Source organism: Fibrisoma limi BUZ 3 (assembly GCF_000296815.2).
Classification (GTDB): Bacteria; Bacteroidota; Bacteroidia; order Cytophagales; family Spirosomataceae; genus Fibrisoma; species Fibrisoma limi.
Genome location: NZ_CAIT01000006.1, coordinates 316624 through 342252, shown reverse-complemented (window position 1 = coordinate 342252; position 25629 = coordinate 316624). Strand labels below are relative to the sequence as shown.

The 25629-nt window shown below is 54.7% G+C and carries 15 protein-coding genes; 9 read left to right on the top strand and 6 right to left on the bottom strand.

Annotation, left to right across the window (positions count from 1 at the left end):
• Positions 1–38: 38 nt before the first annotated feature.
• From BN8_RS09335 to BN8_RS09325, 3 genes are all read right to left on the bottom strand, one after another.
• Positions 39–803, bottom strand: a complete 765-nt coding sequence (locus BN8_RS09335; RefSeq protein WP_009281597.1) for a LytR/AlgR family response regulator transcription factor — start codon at positions 801–803, stop codon at positions 39–41.
• Entirely contained in the window at positions 803–1834 is a 1032-nt protein-coding gene (locus BN8_RS09330; protein ID WP_009281596.1) for a sensor histidine kinase, read from the bottom strand. The genes BN8_RS09335 and BN8_RS09330 overlap by 1 nt, the downstream gene beginning before the upstream one ends.
• 171 nt (positions 1835–2005) lie before the next feature.
• Entirely contained in the window at positions 2006–3004 is a 999-nt protein-coding gene (locus tag BN8_RS09325; RefSeq protein ID WP_009281595.1) for a fasciclin domain-containing protein, read from the bottom strand.
• 248 nt (positions 3005–3252) lie between these two features.
• Between BN8_RS09325 and BN8_RS09320 the strand changes: the two genes are divergently transcribed.
• Positions 3253–4845: a carbon-nitrogen hydrolase family protein gene (locus BN8_RS09320; RefSeq protein WP_009281594.1), complete on the top strand. Its 1593-nt coding sequence runs from the start codon at positions 3253–3255 to the stop codon at positions 4843–4845.
• A gap of 174 nt (positions 4846–5019) precedes the next feature.
• On the opposite strand, the gene BN8_RS09315 is transcribed toward BN8_RS09320, so the two are convergent.
• On the bottom strand, positions 5020–7227 hold the full coding sequence (locus tag BN8_RS09315) for a bifunctional alpha,alpha-trehalose-phosphate synthase (UDP-forming)/trehalose-phosphatase (protein WP_009281593.1): 2208 nt from the start codon (positions 7225–7227) through the stop codon (positions 5020–5022).
• Between the two features lie 301 nt (positions 7228–7528).
• Between BN8_RS09315 and BN8_RS09310 the strand changes: the two genes are divergently transcribed.
• The 4 genes from BN8_RS09310 (at position 7529) to BN8_RS09295 (ending at position 19140) form a co-directional block, all read left to right on the top strand.
• Positions 7529–8782 (top strand): hypothetical protein, encoded by a 1254-nt coding sequence (locus BN8_RS09310; protein ID WP_009281592.1) that lies wholly within the window; start codon positions 7529–7531, stop codon positions 8780–8782.
• 325 nt (positions 8783–9107) lie between these two features.
• Entirely contained in the window at positions 9108–12020 is a 2913-nt protein-coding gene (locus BN8_RS31625; RefSeq protein ID WP_009281591.1) for an ATP-binding protein, read from the top strand.
• A 594-nt stretch (positions 12021–12614) separates the two neighbouring features.
• Positions 12615–18008: a right-handed parallel beta-helix repeat-containing protein gene (locus tag BN8_RS09300; protein WP_144051633.1), complete on the top strand. Its 5394-nt coding sequence runs from the start codon at positions 12615–12617 to the stop codon at positions 18006–18008.
• Positions 18009–18180: 172 nt separating this feature from the next.
• Complete coding sequence (locus BN8_RS09295; protein ID WP_051041023.1) at positions 18181–19140, top strand: YjiK family protein; 960 nt, start codon at positions 18181–18183, stop codon at positions 19138–19140.
• A 210-nt stretch (positions 19141–19350) separates the two neighbouring features.
• On the opposite strand, the gene BN8_RS09290 is transcribed toward BN8_RS09295, so the two are convergent.
• Positions 19351–20223: a glycerophosphodiester phosphodiesterase family protein gene (locus BN8_RS09290; RefSeq protein WP_009281588.1), complete on the bottom strand. Its 873-nt coding sequence runs from the start codon at positions 20221–20223 to the stop codon at positions 19351–19353.
• A gap of 205 nt (positions 20224–20428) precedes the next feature.
• Between BN8_RS09290 and BN8_RS09285 the strand changes: the two genes are divergently transcribed.
• The 4 genes from BN8_RS09285 to BN8_RS09270 all read left to right on the top strand — a co-directional run bounded on the left by BN8_RS09285 (position 20429) and on the right by BN8_RS09270 (position 23210).
• The gene (locus BN8_RS09285) at positions 20429–21448 is read left to right on the top strand and encodes an LLM class flavin-dependent oxidoreductase (RefSeq protein WP_009281587.1); all 1020 of its coding nucleotides are present in this window, start codon (positions 20429–20431) and stop codon (positions 21446–21448) included.
• 376 nt (positions 21449–21824) lie between these two features.
• On the top strand, positions 21825–22148 hold the full coding sequence (locus BN8_RS09280; RefSeq protein ID WP_009281585.1) for an ArsR/SmtB family transcription factor: 324 nt from the start codon (positions 21825–21827) through the stop codon (positions 22146–22148).
• A gap of 6 nt (positions 22149–22154) precedes the next feature.
• Positions 22155–22622, top strand: a complete 468-nt coding sequence (locus tag BN8_RS09275; protein WP_009281584.1) for an SRPBCC domain-containing protein — start codon at positions 22155–22157, stop codon at positions 22620–22622.
• 21 nt (positions 22623–22643) lie between these two features.
• Positions 22644–23210: a DUF4256 domain-containing protein gene (locus tag BN8_RS09270; RefSeq protein WP_009281583.1), complete on the top strand. Its 567-nt coding sequence runs from the start codon at positions 22644–22646 to the stop codon at positions 23208–23210.
• Positions 23211–23300: 90 nt separating this feature from the next.
• Here BN8_RS09270 and BN8_RS09265 read toward each other — a convergent pair whose 3' ends face one another.
• Positions 23301–25592, bottom strand: a complete 2292-nt coding sequence (locus BN8_RS09265) for a fused MFS/spermidine synthase (RefSeq protein WP_009281582.1) — start codon at positions 25590–25592, stop codon at positions 23301–23303.
• Between the last annotated feature and the right edge of the window lie 37 nt (positions 25593–25629).

The window sequence follows — 25629 nt, the reverse complement described above, 5'->3', positions numbered from 1 at the left end:
GCGATGCTGAAACGCGGAAAACCGTAAACTATAAACCATCAATATTCCAGCCAGGACTTAAAATCAGCCACCCGTTCGCGGCTGACCAGGACATCTTCGCCGGCGGCTGGCTGCAATTGCAGGCGTAATCGTCCACCAAGGTGCGTCCGAATGTCGCGGATGGATTGAAGCTGCGCAATAACCTTTCGATTCACCCGAAAAAACCGGGCCGGGTCGAGCTGCGTTTCCAGTTCTTCGAGTGTGTATTCAATGATGTATCGTTTCGAGTCGAGCGTAACGAGGTACACCGTTTTCCCATCGGCATAAAAGTAGGCCACATCGCTCACGTTTTTAAACTGGATATGATCGCCGTACCGGACCAGAAACCGTGATTTATACGATTGCGACATCCGGGCCAGGTTCCGCGCAATTTCCTGAAACAGATCGAGTGGGTATGCCGGCATGGGAATCAGCCGGGACCGCCATTTATCGAGCGCCCTGCCGAGTTGATCGCGGTTGATCGGCTTGAGCAGGTAGTCAATGCTGTTGACCGAAAACGCCTGGATGGCATACTGATCGTAGGCGGTTGTGAAGATAACCGGACTGTTGATCATAACCCGTTTAAAAATACTGAACCCGATGCCGTCGGAAAGTTGAATATCGAGAAAAATCAGGTCGGGGCGTGGGTGCGCCGAGAACCACTCCACAGCATCGGTCACTGAGTCGAGTGTACCCACGATCTGAATGTCCGGATCGTGATCGCGAAGCATACTGGCCAGCCGCTCGGCCGCCAGGTCTTCGTCTTCAATCAGTAAAGCATTCATCAGTCAGGAAGCGGTAGTAATGGCAGGATGACCCGAAACGTATCCTCCGTACGGAGAATATGGATCGTACGCTTCGTAATAAACTGATACCGTTGACGAATGTTTGCCAAACCCACTCGGGTTGAAGGCTCTACATCAGCTTTTGGCTGAATATTATTGACCACGATAATACTGGGTGAGTCGTCGACCGTCACGCGGATATGCAGGGGCCGACTGTGCGAATTCACGTTGTGTTTGATGGCATTCTCGAACACCATCTGAAGCGCTACCGGTACGATATAATAATGCAGGTATGAATCCGGTACGTCGAAGTTGATGCGGAGCCCGCCATTGAACCGTTTGTTCAGCAGGTAGCCGTACGACCGCAGAAACTGCATTTCTTCGCCGAGCGTCACCAGTTCCTTGTTGTTCTGATCCAGCACGTAGCGGTACACGCTGGCCAGTTGCTGAATAAACTCCTGCGCAATCTTCGGGTCTTTATCGACCAGCGAACTCAGTACGTTGAAGTTATTGAATAGAAAGTGCGGATTGATCTGGGCTTTCAGAAGTTGAAGCTGCGCCTGCACGCTGACTTTTTTCAGTTCGGCGGCTTCGAGCTGCGCCTGTCGGAATTGTCTCAACAGAAAATAGACAGCATTGACGGTTTGCAGGAATAGGTTAACCCGAAAGCCGAACACCAGGCTTAACTTTAACGGAAGCCGCAGGCCATCCGGCGTAAATGCCAGATAGAAGGTAGCCACCGACCAGATTAGGGCCGTTACGGTCAGCAGCACCAGCGGCAAGCTCCCCAGAAACTGAACAATGAGCGGATGAACCGACACCGGCAACCGGCGTCGGAGGGTTGGCACGGCGGCCTCGAGCAGGCGGTTCGATTCCCATACCAGTACGACGATGGCGGTAATACTGGCGGCAACAACCCATTCGGGCGCGTCGATGCGGTAATTCGTCAGTGCTTCTACGTACAGTGTATTCAGGTACGAATACACCCCCAGCAGGAGCATAAACCCATAACGATACCGGTGCGCAAACATGGTCTGACTTTTCTTAAGGCTGGTAGCTGGTAAATATACGATTAGTGGTCAAACGAAGATTGTCCCAAACAAAGCAACCCGACTCCCGAAGGTGTCGGGTTGCATCCGCCTGGCAACCTGATCAGTGAATAGTGGGAAAACAGTACAAAAAACGGTGAGTACGGCTAATGATTATTGTGGCAGCAATACCTGGTCGATCACGTGTACGACCCCGTTGATCGTATTCACGTCAGGGATGACCACGTTCGACGCCGACGCGTTGCTGAATCCTTTCACAGTCACGCCACTGCCGCCAACCGTAACGGCTACGTTACCGCCCTGAATGGTGGGTACGTTGCCGCTGGTGAGGTTAGCCGAAAAGAACTGGCTGAACTGCGGCACGGCTACGACGTGATAGGTCAGGATTTTGGTCAGCACGGCCGGGTCGGCTGCCTGGATTGACTGGATTGTCGGGAAACCGGCGTTGATAAACGCTTGGTTCGTCGGGGCAAACACCGTCAGGTTCGGGGTCGTACCCAGCACCTGCAGTACGTTGACCGGTCCCTGGCTGGCACGTATCACGGCCGCTACCAGATACGACAGGTTCGGATTACCGATGGCTGTTTCAACGACGTTGCCCATGGGCGGCATCAGCACGCGGTCGATCACGTGCACCACCCCGTTGGTCGCAAACAGGTTACCCTGCGTTACGCGAATCCCATTCACCGATACGCCTGCGGTGTTGCGGGTAACGAGGAATTGACCGCCCTGCAGGGTCGTGAAGCCCGTCTGGCGCATCGGGAACAGTTCTGCCTCGAAGCTCCAGCCGCTGATTACGTGGTACAGCAGAATTTTGGTGAGTACGTTGATATCAGCGTTGTTGATGGCGTTGACATCGGCAAACCCGGCCCGCTGGAAGGCAGCATCCGTTGGGGCAAACAATGTCAGCGTACCGGTGCTGAGGGCGTTGGCCAGACCCGCCCGCACAACAGCCGCTTCGAGCAGGGTATGGTCAGCACTGTTCACAACGATCTGAGTGGCCGACAGCCCCGTTTCAACACCGGTACGGGCCCCTTTGCGGCTGGCGGGTTGAGGACCTTCGGCGAGTTGATCCTGGCAACTCATGAACGTAAGGGCGGGTAGTACCAGTGAAGCCCAGGCTACGAGCGAAACTTTCGCTAACTTCTTCATAGTAAACGGTTGTTTGTTGGTTTGTTGTGGTTAAATGTGGGTTGATTACCACCCCATTAACCAGCCTCCGTTTCAGCTTGTGTCGGCGAGTGGAGTGAATTGCTGAACGGAGGGAGTGAACCGTCGAAATTGATCCGTATGTTGCAGGTCGTTCACGACGGCTAAATAGCCGTTAAAGACCGCCCGCGCGCAGAAAATTGAAACGGATTTGCGGCCAGACGGGTTATTTGTATGCAAGGCGTTCGTATATGCACATTCAAACCAGAAACTTAAAGAAAGAAGACTACCCCGATCTGAAAGAAGCCATGATCGAGGTCTACAGTGGCATCGGTGGTGATTATTGGGAGAAAAGCAAGATCAACAAACTGCTTTCCCTGTTTCCAGAGGGGCAGTTCTGCGTCGAGGTAGACGGTAAGGTCGTTGCCTGCGCGCTGGCCATTCTCATCAAGTACGACAACTTCGGCGATAACCATACCTACGCTGAGATCACCGGCAACTACACGTTCAAAACGCACGACGAAGATGGCGACTATCTCTACGGCATCGAGGTGTTTGTTCACCCCGACTTCCGCGATCTGCGCCTGGGCCGTCGACTCTACGACGCTCGTAAGGAATTGTCCGAACAATTGAATCTGAAGGGCATTCTGGCCGGTGGCCGTATTCCGAACTATAACAAGTTCGCCGACGAGCTATCGCCCCGCGAGTACATCGCGAAGGTGAAGCAGAAAGAAATTTACGATCCGACTCTGACCTTCCAGTTGTCGAACGACTTCCACGTGAAGAAGGTCCTGCGTGGCTACCTGCCCGGCGACAGCGAATCGAAGGAATACGCAACGCTGCTGGAGTGGAACAACATCTACTACGTCGACGAGAAACATAAGAAACCCCATACCGATTCCATCATCCGGCTCGGTGTGGTGCAGTGGCAGATGCGTCCGTTCCGGAATCTACAGGCGTTTTTCGACCAGGTTGAATTCTTCGTGAACGCCGTGAGTGACTACCGGGCCGACTTTCTGCTCTTGCCGGAGTTTTTCAATACGCCCCTGATGGCCGACTTCAACGGCCTGCCTGAACCGGTGGCTATCCGAAAGCTGGCCGATTATACGGAGCTGGTTCGGCAGAAGCTGAGCGAGTTTGCCATTTCCTACAACGTGAATATTGTGGGAGGCAGCATGCCGCTGGTCGAAGACGGCAAACTGTACAACGTAGCCTACCTCTGCCGGCGCGACGGTAGCTGGGAGGAATACCGTAAGATTCACATCACGCCCAACGAAGTGCGGCACTACGGTATGGTCGGCGGCAACGAGATTCGCGTGTTCGATACCGACTGCGGAAAGATCGGCATCGTGATCTGCTACGACGTCGAATTCCCCGAGTTAAGCCGGATTCTGGGCTCGCAGGGTATGCAGATTCTGTTTGTGCCGTTCCTGACCGATACGCAGAACGGCTACACCCGCGTTCGGCACTGCGCCCAGGCCCGGGCCATCGAGAACGAATGCTACGTGGCTATTTCGGGCTGCGTGGGTAACCTGCCGCGGGTTCAGAACATGGACATCAACTACGCGCAGTCGGCGGTATTTACCCCGTCGGACTTCCAGTTCCCGACCAACGCCGTGAAGGCCGAAGCGACTCCTAACACGGAGCTGATGATCATCGCCGACGTGGATCTGTCCTTGCTGAAAGAACTGCACGAGTACGGTTCCGTTCAGGTCGTTAAGGACCGCCGGACCGATCTCTACGACGTAGCGGTGAAGAAACCGGCCCGTAAGGCGCTGAAGAAAAAATCACCGCGTGAGGATGACCCCGAAATGGTCCCCCCGGTAATTGTGGTGGCCAATTAATCGCAATCAACACCTGATTTTTATGCATTGGGGCAGCCTGTCGACAGGCTGCCCCAATGTGTTTAAACCTATTTGTTTACTCCCCCACCCCCCCTGAAAGGGGCTGAACCATCCGGCTCTATCAGTTCTCTTCAGGGGGTGAGGACGATACATAGAAGTTATTTTAAACGAATGTTACTCAACAGCAGCCACGGATTGCCGGTCCGAGAACTCGCGTAACAAGGACAACACCTGCGGCACCGAGTCGAGCCGGTAGTGGGCATCCGTTGCGCCCCGCCCTACTTTGATGGTATACTGATTCGGACCAGCCAGGGCCAGGAACATATCCTCGTCGGTACGGTCGTCGCCGATGGCCAGCACAAACTCATAAGGGTTACCCAAGGCCAGTTGCTTCGCCATCCGGCCTTTGTCGGTGTCAGCATTTTTCACCTCTACCACCCGATTGCCGTCGATTACCCGTAGTTGGTGCGGCAGGAGCGCTTCAAGTGTAGTGACCATCTCGCGGGACCGCAGAAAGCCGAGTTCCTCCCCTACGTTGCGGTAATGCCAGGCCAGCGAATGGGTTTTCTCCTCAATAAACGAACCGGCGCATCGGCTCACAAAATCATTCATCATGGGGCGCACAGTCTCTTTCCAGTCGCTGTCGCCCAACACGGAACTACGCCAGCTTCCCTCCTGCCGGATAAACGTACCATGCTCAGCCACAATATCGACGGGCAACCCATCCAGCCAGCGGTCGAGGGTCTGGTGCGCCCGCCCGCTGATGATGATCACCTTATTACGTGGGTCGTTGGCCAGTTCCTTAAGCAGATTGATTACCTCAACGGACGGAGCCGCCTGATCGGGTACGTCCGTAAATTCAACAAGCGTTCCGTCGTAGTCGATGAGCAGCAACCGGTTCTGCGCGCGATCGAAAGCCGTCATCAGTTTCTGCTTACTTGGTCCTTTCAACATACGAACGTGACTGATTTCTTTTCCCCGCTGACTAACCAGCAATGCATCGAAGAAATCGCCGGCCCATTGCTTCACGTCGTAATCGGAGATTCGCTTCTGCATCACCGAAATCCGGCGTCGCTGCTCTTCAGACGGCATGGTCAGCGCCCGGTCTAGTTGGTCGGCCACTTCGTATTCATCGAGTGGGTTAACCTGCAGGGCTTCCCCCAGTTCGTTGGCGGCTCCGGTCAGCTCGCTCAGCAGCAGAACCCCGCGCTGATCCTGGCGGGAGGCAATAAACTCTTTGGCTACCAGATTCATGCCGTCGCGGAGTGGCGTGATCATAGCTACGTCGCAGGCCGTGTACAGGGCCAGCAACTGCGGAAACGCCAGGGATCCGTATCGGTAGACAATCGGCACCCAGGTCAGCGTAGCAAACTTTCCGTTGATACGTCCCACGGCCTGCTCAATCATTTGTTTCCGTTCCCAATATGTCTGAATTTCGTCCCGCGACGGCACCACGACGAGAATAAACACCAGGTTTTCTTTCCACTCCGGGTGGGCCTGCAAAAAGACCTCCAGAGCGTCCAGGCGCTGCATGACCCCTTTGGTATAATCGAGCCGGTCGACGGAAAAGATGATTTTGCCCGGATACGACTTTTTCAACTCTTCCCGCTCCCGCACCACCTCCGGCTTATCGTAGGCATCGTAGAAGAGCGAATAATTGATACCAATCGGAAAAGCCTGGCACTGCACGTTGCGGTCCTGATGCTGAATTCGGGCGAGCGTGTGGGGTAAACCAAGCGTCAACTGAACCGACTGTAGAAAATGAATCATATAGTCGTTGGTATGAAACCCGATCAGATCTGCGCCCAGCAGCCCCGTCAGGAGGTAGTTCCGGCAACGCTTGGGCAAGAGCTTCAGCAACTCATTGGACGGAAACGGGATGTGCAGAAAGAACCCGATGGTAGCCGTTGGCGCACTCTCGCGAATCAACTGGGGCAGGGCCAGAAAATGATAGTCGTGCACCCAGACCAGATCGCCGGGCTTCAACAGCTCCAGTACTTTCTGGCAAACTGCCTGATTGGCCGCCTGATAGGCCGTCAGGTACTCATCATGGTAATCGACAAAAGATGGAAAGTAGTGAAACAACGGCCACAGCACCGAATTGGCAAATCCGTTGTAGAACCCTTTGTTGGTAGCTTTGTCGAGAAAAACGGGAACATATTCGAACTCATCGCCAACTTCCTGTCGGTATTTTTCCCACGTTCGCTGCGTAAAATCAGCGCAGCCAATCCAGATTGGCTTTTCCGCCGATGCACTCAGATCCAGCGATTTAACAGCCGTAACGAGTCCACCGGCCGACGGTTTGATTGTCGTAACCCGGTTCTGGGTTTTGATCGAGAACGGCAACCGATAGGAGATGATGACAAGTCGATTATGTTTCATAGCGTAGTTGGTCTAGAACGGAGCCATTCATAGCAGTTCCATTGAATTACTCCATTGGCTCTATTAAATCAATGCGATTAAAGACCGAATGGTTTAGAAGTGAGGGCAAAAACTTGGGAAAAGGCAGATCAGCAGGGGTTGCCGGAACACCGATTCAAGCACAATTTTTCTTTAAAAACGCCCCATCCAATCGCAACTAATTAAGCCGAATTATATGTTCGCTTATATAGGTGATACGTATAAAAAAATGCCGCAAAATCTGTAATTTGCACAACTTCACTTCAGAACCGTACCCCGCCCTATGCACAAAGAGTTTCGGACCGTCTCTGACGGAGTGTGTCCGATTGAGAATCAACCCCTAAGCCTGACAAGCTACCCAAAAGAACAAGCCGAAGAGGCCAACTGCGCCTTCGACGAGGCCGTCAGACAGTTCCTGAGAGACTGGATTGAGCACGGCACCGTTTCCGAAAAACCCCATGTAACCGGCAGTGATGTCGACGAATTTGTTGAACAAGGGGCCCTGCGAACTTTTTTTATTCATACCAGCGATGCTTTCGAGCAGCTACTCGAACGGGAAGCCATTGCCCGGCATCTGCTCCGCCCCGTAGAGGAAGTGTATTTTCAGTACGACGCCTACGAACCGCTGTTTTCTAAGTTTGAGCGCCGTATTTACAACCTGGCCGCGCACCGCGAGCACCTGGAAATTCCGTTCCGATACAGTTCCAAAAGCCGCCAGGGGGATCACGGCGACACTATCGCGCTGACCGATATGCCCGAAGGTCAGGTTCGGGAAGACATTGGTATGTACTTTGGCACCCGCCGGTCCGACAACACCGCCCTGACGCTGATTGCCAATGAGTTGCAGGAGGAAGCCCGGCTACCCGCCCAGTTGCCCATTCACGTCATTACGGAGGGATACATGGAGGATTCGCTGCGGATGGTAAAAGCCATTGCTGAGCACCTGCACGAAACCGGCGAGCAGCAGCCCCACTGCTTCGTGATTCAGCGTCGCCATGCCGCCGACGACCGGCATCTGGGCGCGGCCCTGCTTGTGATGAATCCTGTGCACCCCGACCGGCCGCAACGCATTATCTTCTGCGACACACTGAACCCATCGGGCACACCGCCCTGGTGGCACAGTTTCAAACGTAAAGTGGATACGGTGTTTCCACAACCCGAGGGAAGCACTCCCGTGTCGGATCAACTGGAAGACGGCGGAGTGAAGCTACAGCGCCTGCACGACGGCGTGCCGGTTCGGCATCAGGACATCGACTGTGCGTTTTACACGGCGTCTATCGGCCGGGCACTGATTCAGGTAGCCCGCTACTACCCCAACCTGATTCTGGCAGGTACGATTGGGGAGATTGTAAGCCAGATGACAGCCCGGATGCCGGAATATTACGCCGAAGCCAATCAGCCCAGAGACGCCGTTGCCGTTCGGGAGATGAACGTAATCCGCCGGTGGAATACCGGGCGACAGGCACTACAAAACCTGGCTCGACCAGCCGTCACGACGCTGGCTACGCAGGAACTTTATCTGACCGAAGCCGCTTAAGGGCTTTTCACTACATTTACGTCAAACAAAAACAGCGGCTCAGGCCGCTGTTTTGCTTGTTCTGGTACTCCGTAGATTGACTGGCCTAACACGATGAAGGAGGTAGCTAACTGCTCGTATTTAACACTGGTTTCAGTAACGCGTAGAGCACGGGTATGCCATTGACTATTTATAGTTCATACCTATATGTTTGCGTTTACATATTGTATAATTTTCAACCCTATTTTCTTGTTCCTGGTCAGATTCGTACCGGAACAGCAATCGGAACAGGCCCGCCGTACGTAACTTTAAATGACGTTTTGTTGCCATAACCCTTCCTTTGCTGATGCGTTTCTTCTTTTTGCTGCTTTTTTGTCCAATTATTCTTTTGGCGCAACCCAACAGGGCACAACAATCCAACGTAGCGGCTACGGGAACGCGTTCAGAACGGGGCGTTGCCAGGCAAACAACCATTTTGTACGATACCACCCGATTTATTCCGATTGGTCTGCATAAGGCTGTTCTGGAAGATAAAACCGGGCGATTGACGTTGGCACAGGTTAGACAACGTACCGACTTTATACCCAGTACAACAGAAAACTTCCAGTACGGCTTCAGTGACAATGCTTACTGGTTCCGGTTCCAATTACTTAACCGTAACAAAGAAAATACGCGGCACTGGCTGGTAGGGTTACTCGATGCGGCCACGCTCGATTACGTCGATCTGTATCTGGTCTATCCCAATGGCCAGGTCAGGCACCAGACCGGCGGCCTGAAGCGGCCCTACGTCGATCAGGGCTTTTTTGCCACGACCCCCTTTTTTCGTGTCGAACTTCCGCCCAATACGCCCGTTACCGTTTATTTCCGGATCAAGAGCAGTCTGGCCATGTTTGGCAAGGTGACCGTCTGGGACGAGTATTATAACCTCAGCAAAGGCCGGGTCATCATCTTTGCGATCTGGATGTTTCTGGGTTTGTTCATCCTCCGGTCGCTGAACAACTTCGTGCTGGCTCGCTTCATTCCCGACCCGCAGTTTCGTTTCTACGCTGTCTGTACGTTTCTGCTTTACCTATCGACGCTCTCCCGCACCGGAATTTACCCGATCATTTTCTCGGGCCACCCTTCGCTGCTGGAATGGATGCACTACGGAATGGGTCGCCTGATGCCACTGGGACTAGCTGCCTGGATGTACAGCCTCCTGGATAATCGACAGGTGTTTCGGCCATTGCGGTGGCTCCTGCTGGGTATCATGGGTGTCTGCGCAGTAGGTGTGGTCATGCCCTTTTTTGTTCAGAATGCAGCAGTTGGCCGGTTCAACGCCATCATCGTGACGATGATGTATGGCCTGTTTTTCCTCAATGCGTTCCTGATCTGGTTCACTAAATCGAGGTCAGCCGTTCATTTTGTCCTGCCGATTGCCCTCTGTACCGTTCCTTTCTTTCTGTTTCAGCTACAATCCCTCTCTGTCATTCCCTACCGACCAGTCATCAGCCAGTTGGCGCTGTTAGCGCTGGCTATCGAGATGGTGTCTATGTCGCTGGTGCTGGGTCGTATTGTGCGGTCATATATCAAAGAGCGTATCGCAACGGCGAATGCCCTGATTCGGGAGAAAGTAGAAGTCGACAAGCTTCAGGAACTGGACGCCGTAAAGACTCAGTTTTTTACCAATATTTCCCACGAGTTCCGGACTCCGCTTACACTACTGGTTGGCCCACTGGCCGACTTAAAACAAAAATTTCCTCTTGAGCCGTTGCTGCCGCTGATGGAGCGGAATACCAACCGGCTGCTGGGCCTGATCAACCAATTGCTGGACCTCAGCAAGCTGGAAGCCGGTCAGCTAAAGCCCCAGCCCGAGCCGGGTGATCTGGCGGCATTCTTCCGAACCCAGGCGTCGTCATTTGAGTCGCTGGCCGAAAGTCAGCGGATTCGGTTCTCATTCTCCCAGAACCAGGATGTGTACTGGGCTACGTTCGATCGCAACAAGCTGGAAACCATCGTAAACAACCTGCTCGCCAACGCGTTTAAGTTCACCCCGTCGGGCAACGAGGTACGTATGAGCGTTCGTTACGACCCTCAACAGTTCACCTTCGCAGTTGAAGATACTGGGATCGGTATCCCGCCTGCACACCTTGCCCGCATCTTCGAGCGTTTCTACCAGGTAGACGGTAAAATTAACCGCCCCTACGAAGGAACAGGTATTGGGCTGGCCCTGGTTCACGAGCTGGCGAACGTATTGGGCGGCCGTATTGAAGTCAAAAGCACCGAAAACGTTGGCACTACGTTCCGTGTAACCATGCCGCTGATAGCCACCACCCCACCCGATCAGGCAGTGGCAGCCCCAGAACGCCCTCCAATGCAGCAAGCGCACCTGCATCCGGCTCCTTCGGACGCTTATCGACAGCCAATGTCACCGTCTGGTTTTGACATCCCCATCCGGACCGATCACCCAGCCCCGAGCGCGGTTGCCCAGGAGAACGTACTGCTTATCATCGACGACAACGCCGACATCCGGGCATACGTGCGGAGTATTTTTGAGGGCGACTATCAGATTATGGAAGCCGTCGACGGGCAGGACGGACTGGAACAGGCTACGGCCACCCTGCCTGACGTCGTGATCTGCGATTTGATGATGCACCGGCTCGATGGGTTTGGTTTTTGCCGTGCGTTAAAAAGTCAGGCGGTTACCAGCCACATTCCGGTAGTGATGCTGACAGCCAAAGCAGCCACGGAGGACCGGCTGGAAGGCTTTGAACTGGGAGCCGACGACTACCTGACCAAGCCGTTCAACCGGGAGGAACTGAACGTTCGGGTACGAAACCTGATTCGGCAGCGGCAACGCCTGTACCAGTATTTTGCGGAGCGAGCCCAGGCCGGAACTTCAGACCAGACGCCTGTTTTACCAGCCAAACCAGCCCTGTTAGCCGCCGAGCAACAGTTTCTGGACCGGCTGACGGCAGTGACTGTTCAGCATCTGGACGATGTCAATTTCAGTGTCGAGCTTCTGGCCGACGCCGTTAACCTGAGCCGGGTTCAGTTACACCGGAAACTCAAGGCACTTACCAATACCACGGCTACCCTGTTTATCCGTGACATTCGATTGGCAAAAGCCGTCGAGATGCTGAACGAGGGTAGTCAGAGCGTAACACAGATTGCCTTTGCCGTTGGCTTTGAGAACCTATCTTATTTTGCCAAGGTGTTTCAGGAACGGTATGGGGTTCTGCCGTCTCAATACGGCAAGACGACTACGTCGGTTAACTAACAGACCTGTCAGCGTCCATGGTTTTTCAGGCTACGTACCAATAATGGACAGGAATGATTGTTCCGGAACGGTTTTCTTCTCGCTGATGCTGTAACCGCCCCCTTCTTTGCGGCCATGAGTATCGGTAGAGAAGCAGGTAGTAGGCCTGCTTCTCTACCGACAGAGAACTCATTTTACTATCCCCTCCCCAAAACTGAATTTGGTACGAAGCCAGTTGTCAAGCCAGGCTGAGCTGCCAGCTACCAAGATTGCTGGACTGCCTACCCCCCTTCGGTCTAAATCCTTATTGCTCGCCAACGGCTGTCGAGCGCCCCCTAACCTACGAGTCGGGCCGTAGCTCAGCTTGCCCAAAAGCGCCTTGTATAGGGTTAGTCAAAGGTATTTTCTGGTAAACAATTACGCGATGTAACATTAGTGGCAAAGAATGTAACGACAGTGGTAGCGTGTCGTTGCCAGTCATTACGTACTTGCCGAGCGAAACAGACAATCACGTTTGCGCTACCCAATGTATTCCCGTTGATGGCCATCCTGCTTATCTGTTTTCCAGCAGCCTAGGCGCTCCTGGTAGTTAAACCTATCTTTTCAAATCACTGTATGAAAAACCATTACCTGCTTTGTCTATTCATGGGTCTGCTGCTGGCACAAGCCAGCTTTGCGCAGACACCTGCGATCACCGGTTTACCCCCCGCGCGGAACCAGCGGAACCCTCCGGCCGCGACCAATGGAGAGCTGACCTTCTCCCAGCCCATGAGCAGCGCCCCCGCGCCCCTGAATGCGGTGCGGGTTGGTAACGCTAAGCGGGGTGAGCGGTTGCGAAATGGGATCAGAGTATCTGCTTTGGGGGTACGTAGCGGACTTCCTGCTCAGACCGGCAATTATTCTGCCGCAAACGGGTTTACAGGTAGAGGAGCAACCCATAACCAGACAGCCACTCCAACTGATTGTGGAGACGTAGTGTACGTGACTGAATCCGGAGCCGGTTTGCAGAATGGCAGTAGCTGGGCCAACGCCTTTGCCGGTACGTCTTTGCAAACGGCCATCAACACGGCGGCCACCTGCGGGGCTCAGGTCTGGGTGGCCCAGGGTCTTTACAAACCCACCACCGGCACGGACCGCACCATCAGCTTTACGATGAAAGAAGGAGTAGCCATCTATGGCGGCTTCAGCGGTACTGAAAAGCTATTGAGTGACCGGCCAGCGGTTGACCCCGTTACGGGGCAGCCAAGCAGCAGCACACTCAGTGGCGACATCGGTACACCTGGCAATAAGGGCTATTCCAGCGACAATAGTAATCATATACTTTACAACGGGCCAGGCTTGACTGCCAGCGCTATTCTGGACGGCTTCGTCATTACTCAAGGTGCGGCCAGCTATGAAGACAACCGCTCAGGAGCCGGAAACGGCGGGGCAATCTACAACGAGGGAAGCAGCCCGACTATCCGTAACTGCTGGATTCTTGACAACAGTGCCGGCAACGAGGGTGGAGCTATCTACAACATCACAAGTAATCCTCTGCTTACTGCCTGCCGTTTCGGAGACAATGAAGCCGGCAGAGGAGGTTCCATTGCCAATTTAGGAACCAGCAGCCTGACAATTACCAACTCTTTATTCGAAAATCAGGTATCAGAATGCGCTGGTGTCGTTTACAATGATGGAACCATCACGCTCACTATTAATAATACTACTTTCCGGGGAAACAGGGGTTCCTACACTGGCTCTGTCTGTAGTTTCTATGATGGTTCTCTGGAATTGAAAATGACTGATTGTTTATTTGAAAACAACCAGTCTGAGTGGTGCGGCCCAATCTACCATCGATCGAAGGGTACGGTGGTGCTTACCCGTTGCCAGTTTATCAATAACTCGGCAACGGATGATTCAGGGGGCGCCTTGTGGATGGATGAGCCAGGACTGGAAGCCACGGATTGCCGCTTTGTAGGCAATTCATCTACGTCTGATGGCGGAGCTATCTACTACAATAGCGATCAAAAAATGAAGCTGACCAATTGTGACTTTGAGGGCAACCATAGTTTAGGTGGAGACGGTGGTGGAGCCATCTCTGCCTACCGCGGTCCTCTGACTATAATCAATTCCTCTTTCATAAGCAATACTTCGGCCAGCAGTGGTGGGGCTTTAACTTTCGGCGGTGAAAATCCGTTGCTGATTAACTGCTCGTTTCTGAAAAATCAAGCCAATCGGGGCGGGGCTATCTTCGGAATAGGTCAGAATACTCAGTTTATTAATTGTTCCTTTCAGGCTAATCAGGGAACTAACGGGGGTGTCTTTTTTAGCGATTATGGTTCCACCCTCTTTAGTAATTGTGTCTTCTACGGCAACAGTGGCTCTCAGGCTTTCGTGACCGTGGACGGTAGTAATGCGTCAGTCCGTTCTAGTCTGGTAGAATCCAGCACAACCGGTTACACCGATGGAGGTAACAACCTGACTACGACTGTTACGCCGTTTGCGTCCACCACGTCAACCGAACTGCGCAATTGTTCACCGGCAATCAACACCGGCAGCAATGATGCCTATAGTTCGGCCAATGGACCGGCTACCGATCTGGCGGGTAACACTCGGCTGTTCAGCGGGGGAGTGATTGACATGGGCGCTTACGAGTACCAGGGTAACCCTACCACTCTGACGGTGAGTAATCCCAGCGTTGCTACGGCCACAGTGGGCCAGCCCTTCAGCCAGAGCTTCACGGCTCAGGGGGGCAGTGGTGCTTACAGCTTCTCGGTGGTCAGCGCCAACCTGCCTTCGAGTCTGAGCCTGTCGGCCAGTGGTGTGCTGAGTGGTACGCCCACCGTAGCAGGTAGCTACTCAGTGCTGGTCAGCGCCCAGGATCAAAACGGCTGTGTAGGTACTGCCACCACGGCGTACAGCCTGACGGTGAGCAACGCGGCTCTCCCCTGCGGCACGGTGGTGTTTGTGACCCAGAACGGAGCGGGCTTGCAGAATGGCAGTAGTTGGGCCAACGCCTTTGCCGGTACGTCTCTACAAACGGCCATCAACACGGCGGCCACCTGCGGGGCTCAGGTCTGGGTGGCCCAGGGGCTCTATAAACCCACGACGGGCACCGACCAGTCAATCAGTTTTATCCTGAAAGAAGGTGTTAGTCTGTATGGGGGCTTTGCGGGCACTGAGGACCAGTTGGTTGATCGCCCGGCGGTCAACCCGGTGACGGGGTCTCCGTCGAGCAGCACCCTCTCGGGCGACATCGGTCAGACCAACGATTTCCCTATAATCAGAAGCGATAACAGCGGCCACGTGCTGCGCAGCGAGCCAGGACTGACGGCGAGCACAGTGCTGGATGGCTTCGTCATCACCCGGGGTAATGCGGGTAATGCCTATGGTGTCCAGGGGGGGGAGACAAAGGGCGGTGGTCTGTACAATGTCGATGCCAGCCCGAGCATCCGCAACTGCTTCTTTGTTGACAATGAAGGCAGTGGAGCAGGAGGGAGTCTCTACAACCGGAACGGGAATCTGAATATCAGCCAGTGTCGCTTCGGCGATGGAGGTACGACGGCTCGTGGCCTTGCCCTGGCCAACACGGGTGTCTGCAGCGTGAGCGTAACGGGCAGTTTATTTACCGGGCAGGTGACCGACGCGGGAGGATCTATAGTTGAGAACTACGAAGGTACCATCCAACTGACCGTCACTAATACGACCTTTCGCCAGAATACACTTACGGACGGAACTGTCATAGAAAACAATATCAATGCTACGGTTCAGCTGGCTCTGACGGACTGTATGCTACAGGATAACACGGGGGAGGATGGAGCCATCTTCAGCTTAGGGCCGAGTTCGGTGGTACTTACCCGCTGTCAGTTCATCGATAACAAAGCAACAGACTACAGCGGGGGCGCCATCTATATTTCTAATGGAGGCAATCTGGAAGCCAACGACTGTCGTTTTGCGAGCAACTCAGCTGCTCGCGATGGGGGCGCCATCTCTTTTAGCAATGATAATGCCAATACGCTCAAGCTGACTAACTGTGTCTTTGAGAACAACCAGAGTCATGATGGTGACGGGGGCGGAGCCGTGTATATTAACGGTGGCTCGGCTACTATCATCAACTCGCGCTTTGTGAATAACTCCGCTACCAATGCCTTCAGTGGTGGTGGAGCCCTCTACCTGGGAAGTCGCAATAGCCAGCTCATCAACTGTTCGTTTGTGGGCAACACCACCGATAAGCAGGGTGGGGCTGTCTACAGTGGTGGTGATGCTCGGCTGCTCAACTGCTCGTTCCAGGGCAACCAGGCTACCCAGGGTGGGTGGGCCATCTACAGTGGGTCGAACACCACCCAACTGGTCAACTCGGTGCTGTTTGGCAATGGCGGGGCCAGCACCTTCGGTCACGACGACGGGAGGAGTCTGTCAGTGAGCTACAGTCTCTTCGAGCCAAGTGTGACGGGCTACACGGACGCAGGCAACAACCTGACCACCACCCTCTCACCCTTTACCTCGACCACCTCTACTCAACTGCGGGACTGTGCATCGGCCATCAACACCGGCAGCAACCAAGCCTACAGCGCAGCCAGCGGCCCCGGAACCGATCTGGCAGGTAACAACCGCTTCTTCAACAGTGGGGTGATCGACCGGGGCGCCTACGAGTACCAGGGTACCCCTACTACGCTGACGGTAACGAACCCGGCTGTCAGCACGGCTACAGTCGGGCAGGCCTTCAGCCAGACTTTTACCGCGTCGGGGGGCGCTGCACCCTACAGTTACAGTCTGGGTAGCGGCAGTTTACCGGCCAGTCTGAGCCTGTCCAGTGCCGGGGTACTGAGTGGTACGCCTACAGAAGTGGGTAGCTACTCGATCACCGTGCCGGCCAGCGATGCCAACGGCTGCAGCGGTACGGGTAGCGTTTATGCACTGACCGTTCGCCCGACCACCTCGTTCACAGTGGTTCAGGCACCGGCCAATCAGACAGCCTGCGTCGGCAGTAGCGTTACCTTTTCAGTACGCGTCACCCCCGACCAGGGCGTGACCTACGCCTGGTTCAAGAACAGCGCCGACCCCCGACAACCCGTCCAGGCGACCACCCCTGACTATACCGTCGAGGTTACGGACGGCGGCAAAGCGGGTCGCTACATCGTTCGCATTACGGGGGTTGATGGTAGTACGGTTGAGCAGCGGGAAACGTACCTGACGGTTAACCAGCGCCCGGTTTCGCCCCCACCGACCTCCACCCGTCGCCAGTTGTGTCCCGATGCCACCCCGGTGAATCTGAGCCAGTATGTGAGTCGCACCAACAACAACTATACAGTACGCTATTATCAGGCTAGCGGGCAGTTGCTACCCTCGTCCAGTGTGGTACTCGATCAACCTGGTACGTATTCCTTCATGGTCACCCAGTTTGATCCGGCCACCGGCTGCGAAAGCGTACCGACCAGCTTCACACTGACGGTAAATACTATGACTCAACTACTTGCGAACCCAACCAGCCAGACGGCCTGCTCAGGCAGTAATGTCACGCTGACGGTACAGGCCACCGGCACCAACCTGAAGTATGAGTGGTTCCGGGGTAGCGTCGCCAACCAGAACAAACTGGCCGAAAACGCCAGTCGGCAAACCGGCACGACCACGGCGAGTTTGACGCTGGTCAGGGTCAGTCAGAGTGAGCAGTACTTCGTTCGGGTGACGGGCGAGTGTGGGGTAGTTGTCTCGTCGGCGATTGCCGTGACGGTGCAGGCCTGCGGGGCTCGTCAGGGGGTAGCTGAACCGGCCCCTCAAGCGTTGCAGGTGACGGTGCTGGGCAACCCCACCGAGAGTGAGTGGGTCGACGTAGTGCTTGCCGGTGCGGGCAGCGAAGCGGTACGGCTGGCGGTGAGCGATGAGCGGGGCTACCTGATCAGCGAGCAACACCTGAACGCCCCGCAGGCCAATGGCCGGCAACGCGTACGGGTAGGCCAGGTAGCCGGCCATTACTTCCTGCAGGTAAGCACAGCCACGCGTCGGCAGACGGTTAAGGTGCTCAAACGGTAAACAAATCACCTTGATTATCTTACAAAAAGCCCGGGAACCGGGCTTTTTGTATAAGATGAAACATACGTGGCAATAAATGCAACAGGAGTGTTAGCAAGACGGACAAGGAAGCTGGTACTTAGCAGCGTCATTCAACCAGACAATGTCAACCAGATCAAACAAACGAAGTACGATGAAAAAGTTCTTCTATTTAGCCTCGGCCCTCCTCGGACTCAGCACACTCTCCTGCCAGCCCGATGAGGCCGTCGTAACGGAATCGTCCGTTAACGCAGGTGCCAGGGTTAGCGCTACGGCCAACTTTGCCGCCCGACGCCAGCTCGGCACCGTCAAAGATGGTAACCTCAACGAGATTTCCGGATTGGCCATGAGCCGTACGAACTCCGGCTATATGTGGGTACACGAAGACAGCGGCAATCCCAACAGAATCTACCTCATCGATAGCCAGGGCACCACTAAAGCGACCATCAACCTGCCCGACGCCAACCGCGATTGGGAAGACATTGCCGTTGGGCGCGGCCCTCAGCCCAACACCTGGTACGTATACGTGGCCGACGTTGGCAATAATAACCTGTCCAACAGCGTCGTCTACGTGTACCGCTTCGTTGAACCGTCGATCACCGGCAAGTCGCTGCCTACCACGATAAACCTGAGCAACAGTGCAGTGGAGAAGCTGGACTTTGCCTACGCCGATGGCAGGCACAATTGCGAAACGCTGATGGTCGATACCAACGGCGACCTGTACTTTATTACTAAAGAGGACAATGGCGAAAACAAGGTCAGCAACCCCGTAAAAGGTGGCGTGTACCGGGCGGCTGCCGGCTATAAAGAATCCGGCACCAACACGCTGACGCGTCTGAGCAGCCTGAACATCCTGACGGCAACGGGTGGCGACATTTCCAACAACGGTCAGGAAGTACTGATCAAGAACTATAACACGGTCTACTACTGGAAGAAAAGTTCGTCGAGTCAGACCATTGCCCAGTTGCTGACGACGGCCCCACAGACACTTCCCTATACGGAGGAGCCGGGAGGTGAAGCCATCGGCTGGAAAGTAGACGGTGCCGGTTACTATACTGTCAGTGAAATTAAGAATAACGTACCGGCGGCAATCTATTACTACGCCCGCCAGTAAGCATCGTCTTTTTACCGGGAAGGGGCAATGAGCCTGATCGACCAGTTACGTAGCAGGCAATCGTAGCTGTAACTGCTGCCTGCTGAACAACGTGTAAGCCCCAAACCAACCAGAGCATTAATTACCATTCTTTATCCAACTGATAGCCAGGCCCCGAACGAGGATCGTTCGGGGCCTTTTATTGATGGATTAGGTGTCTTAACCTGGGAATCAGTACAACGCCTTCGCCATTTCCAGCGGCCGGTCGGTGGACATGATGTCGGCACCGTTCTGGACGAACTGCCTGTACACCTGATCACCCCGGGCAGCGGCCTGTTTATCGAGGTTACCGAGCGTACCAAGGATGCAGGCGATACCCTTCTCATGCAGAAACTGGTACAGCTCCTTATCCGGTTCTTTTACGCCCACGAAGGCAATCATCCGGTTGTCGGGAACGCCCAGTTCGCGCAGCCGATCGTATTCAGCCCGGTTGCGGATCGTGACCGAAATCATCAGGTTCGGGTCAAGCTGGTGGACCCTGGCCGCGTCCTGCGCGTTATAGGTAATCACAGCCGCAATGGCATCGGTGCCGGTTTTGTGAATCATCTCTACCACCTTCGCAAACGATACGTTCCGTTTTACGTCGAGAGTAAACGTTACCTTGTTCTTCCCCCAACGTAACACCTCCTCCAGCGTCGGGATTTTGTAGGGTGTTATATTACCCATGTTGTCTTCCAGCCGGTACTGCTGAATATCGGCGTATGTTTTCTCGATCAGCTTCCCCGTACCGGTCGTGGTGCGGTCGAGGGTGGCGTCGTGCATCATCACCAGTACGCTGTCTTTGGTCAGGTCGATGTCGCATTCAATAATCACCGGCCGCGCTGGCGTACCGATCTGCTGGGCCAGGTATTGAAACGATTCAATGCAGTTTTCGGGATACCCTTTCAGGTCGCCCCCACCCCGGTGCGCACTGATGCGCGCAGGCTGATTCGGCTTATAGTCAAAATAATTGATGGTTCCGCCCGACTTTGTCGCCGGGTTGGTCTTGGGAGAGCAGGCTGCCAGGGCGACAACCAGACTAGTTAGTACTATGCGACGTGTCATGCCAATTGATGAATAAGCCGCAAAAGTAGAGCCGTCATGGCAGGAATCATAGCCACGTCTGTTAACGAATCGGGAATGAATTGCGAACCGGTACCGTTCTGTCTATGCCAGTCATTCATGGTCGTCGGCAATAGATACAAGCCTGATCATCCAGTACCGGATGACTGCCTATGATAGCGGTTGATATTTTTTAGATACATCACGTATGATTCCCTTTTCAATTCTGGACCTCTCCTCCATCGTTGCCGGCAGTACGGCAACGCAGGCGCTGCGTAATTCGCTCGATCTGGCTCAGCACGCCGAGCAGTGGGGTTACAACCGATACTGGCTCGCCGAACACCACAACATGCCGGGCATTGCCAGTGCCGCTACGTCGGTGGTAATTGGCTACGTTGCCGGGGGCACAAAAACGATTCGGGTGGGCTCCGGCGGTATCATGCTGCCGAACCACTCACCGCTGGTCATCGCCGAGCAGTTCGGTACGCTGGAGTCATTGTATCCCGGACGTATTGACCTGGGCGTAGGACGGGCGCCGGGTTCCGACCAGGCTACCGCCCGAGCCTTACGGCGCGACCCGATGAGCGCCGACTCCTTCCCGCAGGATGTTTTGGAACTCATGAACTACTTCCAGCCCGACGACGATACCAACCCCTACGTCCATGCCGTTCCGGGCGAAGGCCTGAACATCCCGGTCTGGATATTGGGCTCCAGCCTGTACGGAGCGCAGTTGGCCGCCATGCTTGGATTGCCCTACGCTTTCGCGTCTCATTTCGCCCCGGCCGAACTGATGCGGGCGCTGCACATGTACCGGACGCGGTTCAAGCCATCCGCTTATCTGGCCGAGCCGTATGCCATGGTAGCGGTCAACGTCGTCGCGGCCGATACCGACGCGGAGGCCGAACGGTTGTTTACGTCGGTACAGCAGCAGTTTATGTACATTCGGCGGGGTAAATCCATCCAGATGCAACCGCCCGTCGACGATTTGACTACGCTCTGGGCCGATTATGAATTAGCGGGTATTGAGCAGGTGCTGGGCTGTTCGGCGGTGGGCTCGCCCGAAACAGTTCAACAGGCGCTGGCCAACCTGATCACCCAAACGCAGGCCGATGAGCTGATTCTCACCGCGCCTATCTACGACCATAAGGCCCGATTGCGTTCCGTGGAGATTGCAGCCCAGGTCCGTTCAGCGCTGGCTGCTCAAGAGGCCGTCGCGGATCTGCACTGATTTTATTGGTCTGTACAATTGAGGGGTAGTCAGAGTGGTGTCAGGTTCCGAACCTGACACCACTCTGACTACCCCTCGAATTTTTGCGGGTACGTATCAAAAAAAACAGCCCCGGCCGCAAGGCAGCCGGGGTGTTTGCTATGCACTTTATTCCTAAACCTTCCTCAATGGCTTTGTTACGGGCTCGCCGTAACGACAATACAAAAGTGGCCGGTCGAGGTTAAAGCGTGATTAGCTTTGGATTAATAGTCAATTATAAAACTTAAGTTGACCAGGCGTTCTTCACCGGACATTAGTCTTTCCTTACCAAAAGTTCATTTCTACCATTTGTGTAGCCAAATAACTACACATATATTTGTAGTCAAATAGCTACGCGATGAACCTAAGACGAGATGTATTCCAGGCCATAGCCGATCCGACCCGACGGGCCATTCTTCTGTTGGTGGCGTCGCAATCCATGACGGCCGGCGCCATAGCGGCCAACTTTGACACTGCCCGACCTACCGTATCAAAACACTTGCAGATACTCACTGAATGTGAACTGCTTGCGCAGGAGCAAAACGGCCGTGAAATCTATTATCACCTGAATCTCAATAAGATGAAAGAAATAGCCGATTTCCTTGAGCCGTTCCGTAAGCTGTGGGACGACCGCTTCAATACGCTGGAAACGATCATGAAAAACTATACCCCCAAAGAGTAAGCTGGCATGGCACTAAAAACAAGAATCAATGCCGAAGACGGAAAACAGGATCTGGTGATTACCAGAGAATTTGACTTGCCGCTGGCATTACTGTTCAGGGCCTACACAGAGCCTGACATCGTTGCGCAATGGATGGGAACCAATGTGCTGAAACTCGACAGTATACAGCACGGCAGTTATCAGTTTGAAACGACCGATGCCCAGGGAAACGTGGTGTTTCGGGCCAATGGGGTGATTCATGAGTTTGTACCGGAACAGAAAATCACCCGGACCTTTGAAATGGAAAACACGTCCTTCCCCGTTCAGCTTGAGTTTCTGGAATTTGAAAGTCTCTCTGACGACACCAGCAAACTCACCATGCATATCGTCTACAAATCCGTTGAGCACCGGGATCAGGTGCTCAAGCTTCCCTTTGCCCAGGGCCTGAACATGGCCTATAACCGATTGCAGGATGTTGTAAGCCAATTAAACTAACCCGTTACGTCGTAAACAACTATGATCAGCAGCAAAAAAGAACTATCGGCCGACCAACGCCAGGAACTACTCAATACCCTGAAAGCCCGGTTTGAGAAAAACATGAACCGCCACGAGGGGCTTGACTGGAAGCAGGTCCAAGCAAAGCTGGAATCGAATCCCGAAAAACTGTGGGTATTGGATGACATGGAAATAACGGGTGGCGAACCGGATGTGGTCGGGTATGATTCAACGACGGGCGACTACATTTTCTATGATTGTTCGGCGGAAAGTCCGAAAGGGCGCCGTAGCGTCTGCTACGACCGCGCGGCCTGGGAATCCAGGAAAGAACACAAACCCGCGAATAACGCCGTGGATATGGCGGCCGACATGGGTATTGAGCTTTTGACCGAGGAGCAATATCGGAAGCTGCAACAGTTTGGAACCTTCGACACAAAAACGTCGAGCTGGGTAAAAACGCCCGATACTATTCGGAAGCTCGGTGGCGCTCTTTTTTGTGATTGTCGCTACGGCCATGTTTTTGTGTATCACAATGGCGCAGAATCGTACTATGCTGCCCGGGGGTTTCGTGGCTCGCTACGAGTTTAAACCTACCCCAAACCCCTGAAGGGGCTTAGCGCTGCTAAAGCTAAGAGCCTGACAACAGCAGCGCTAAGCCCCTTCAGGGGTTTGGGGTAATCAAAACGCAGCGCGGTCGCTGGTTCGGATGCTGTATTCGTCGCGAGGAAACAGGTCGGTGTTGATTTCGCCGGTCACCTGGGCTCCGGCAGGCAGCAGGCGCAGGTCAGTCCGGTATTTCTCCAGCAGGGCCGTTATGTCGATACCCGACCGGCCGTAGTGCTGGCGACTGAACGTACTGCCTGCCCGTTGCCGGATGCTCAACCAATCGAGCTGAATAGGCTGGTTGCTGCCGATCAGTACCAGACGGTCGCAGTAGGCCACGTACGGGAAAACCGACCGGAACGTATTCAGTACCCGGGCCGTGGGGCACCACGTAACAGCCAGGCCACCTGGCTTGAGCCGCGACCGGATCAGCTCGAAATACTCCCGCGAATACACGTTACCGGAATAGGCCGAAATGGGCCGCAGGGCGTCGGCTTCGATGACATCGTAAAACACGTTTCGGTTGCGGATGGCGTAGCGGCCATCGCGGAAAATCAGCCTAAGGCGCGGATCACTCAGGACGGCATTAACGGCCGTATCGTTGGCCTGTGCGGCATATTCGGCCAACACGTCGGCCTGGTTACTGGCAATTTCAAAACAATCGATCCGGCGCGTTTCGGCCCGCCCGGCGATGCCGTTGACCGTACCGGCCGACCCTAAACCAATAACGGCTACGTGCTCGGGCTTCGGGTGAATCATAACGGGCAAAGCCCCGAGCAAGGTATGTACGTCGTCAATTGCGTACGGCAATCCGCTCTGCCCCAAGCCATTGACAAACACCACGCCACTGTTGCGGCCGGGTGCCATTTTGATCACCGATACAGCCGACTCGTTTTCGTCGAACAGAAACGTACTGACGTTGTCAATGCCGTTCAGCAACTGCCAGAAGCGGGCATTTTTGGGAATAGTCAGGACGGCAAGGAGTAACAGCACCACAACAACCGACGTAGCAAAAGGGGGCCAATATTGCCGGGCGAACAGTATACCGGCGTACACTATGCTCAGGGCCGTAATGACGCGCAGCATCGTGGCCGTGCCGTACAGCGGGAAGCCGACCCAGGTAATGGCCCAGGCACCCAGCGCCGAACCGACAATATTGATGAACTGAAGCCAGCCAACCTTTCTCCCCACCTGGTCGTAGTTGTCCTGAATCAGCGATTGCGACAGGGAGAAACTAAGACCCATCAGGAACGTCGGGATGAACAGCAGGAACAACGGCACGGCTCCGTAGGTAAATACGCTGAAGCCGGGGCTTAACACGGGCTCCCCGCTGGCAAAATAATCCCACAAAAACCGCAGGCCCGCCACCCGACTCACCGCGTTGATGAATACGGTAATGGACAGGGCTGTATACCCATACAACACGGTCTGCGCCGTCAGGAAAGCCCGTTCGCGCCAGGCCGCCGACCGACCGCTTCGGGTCAGCCAGGTCCCAACCAGCGTACCAATAGCCATAGAGCCAAGGTAGATCGCCAATAGCACCGAAAAGGTGAGCGAGACGGATTTGATGAGCGTTTCGAGAACACGAAACCAGATCAGCTCCAGCGACAGAGCCGCAAAGCCCGACAGAAAATACTGCACCGACCAGGCCGTTAGCTCGGGCGTAAACAATAGCGGCCCTGGTTTGCCCGCATCGGTCGACTCGTTCGATGTGGACGTACTCAGCCACCGTCGACCCAGCCACAACGCCGACAGCGCACAGATCCCGTTGAAAGCGACACCCACCCAGATGGCGTTGTCGTAGCCCAGTCGGCGGACGAGCAGGAATCCGGTGATCAACGCCCCAAAGGCAGCTCCGAGCGTGTTGATAAAATACAGCAGACTGATGTAGCGGGCCTGCTGCCCCATGGTACCGAACCGAAACGCCCGCGACAGCACCGGCAATGATACGCCCATCAGAAAGGTTGGCAGCAGCAGGACGCCAAACACCACGACGTAGAGCACGACGGGTGAGTCGCCCAGCGCCGGGGCCGATGCGTACAGATAATCGTACAGAATCGTTTTGCTGAGAGCCGCAAACGCCATAATGCCGAGTTCGGCTCCGACAAAGTAGCGTAGGTTTGCCCCCGCCGACGACCGATCGGCCAGCCGCCCTCCTGCCAGATAGCCCAGCCCGAGACCACTCATGAACGCCGACACAATCAGGCTGATGCTGACCGTGTCGGAGCCGGTGTAAAACACGAGCAGCCGCTGCCAGACTACCTGGTACAGCAGGGCCGCAAAACCGGACAGGAAAAAGAGAAGCAGAAGAATCAGGACAGGTATTGATAAACGACGCGACGAAGGAGCAGGTAGCGAGTCAATCATACGGGCAAGTTAGGTAAGCAACAGCGAAACAAGTCAT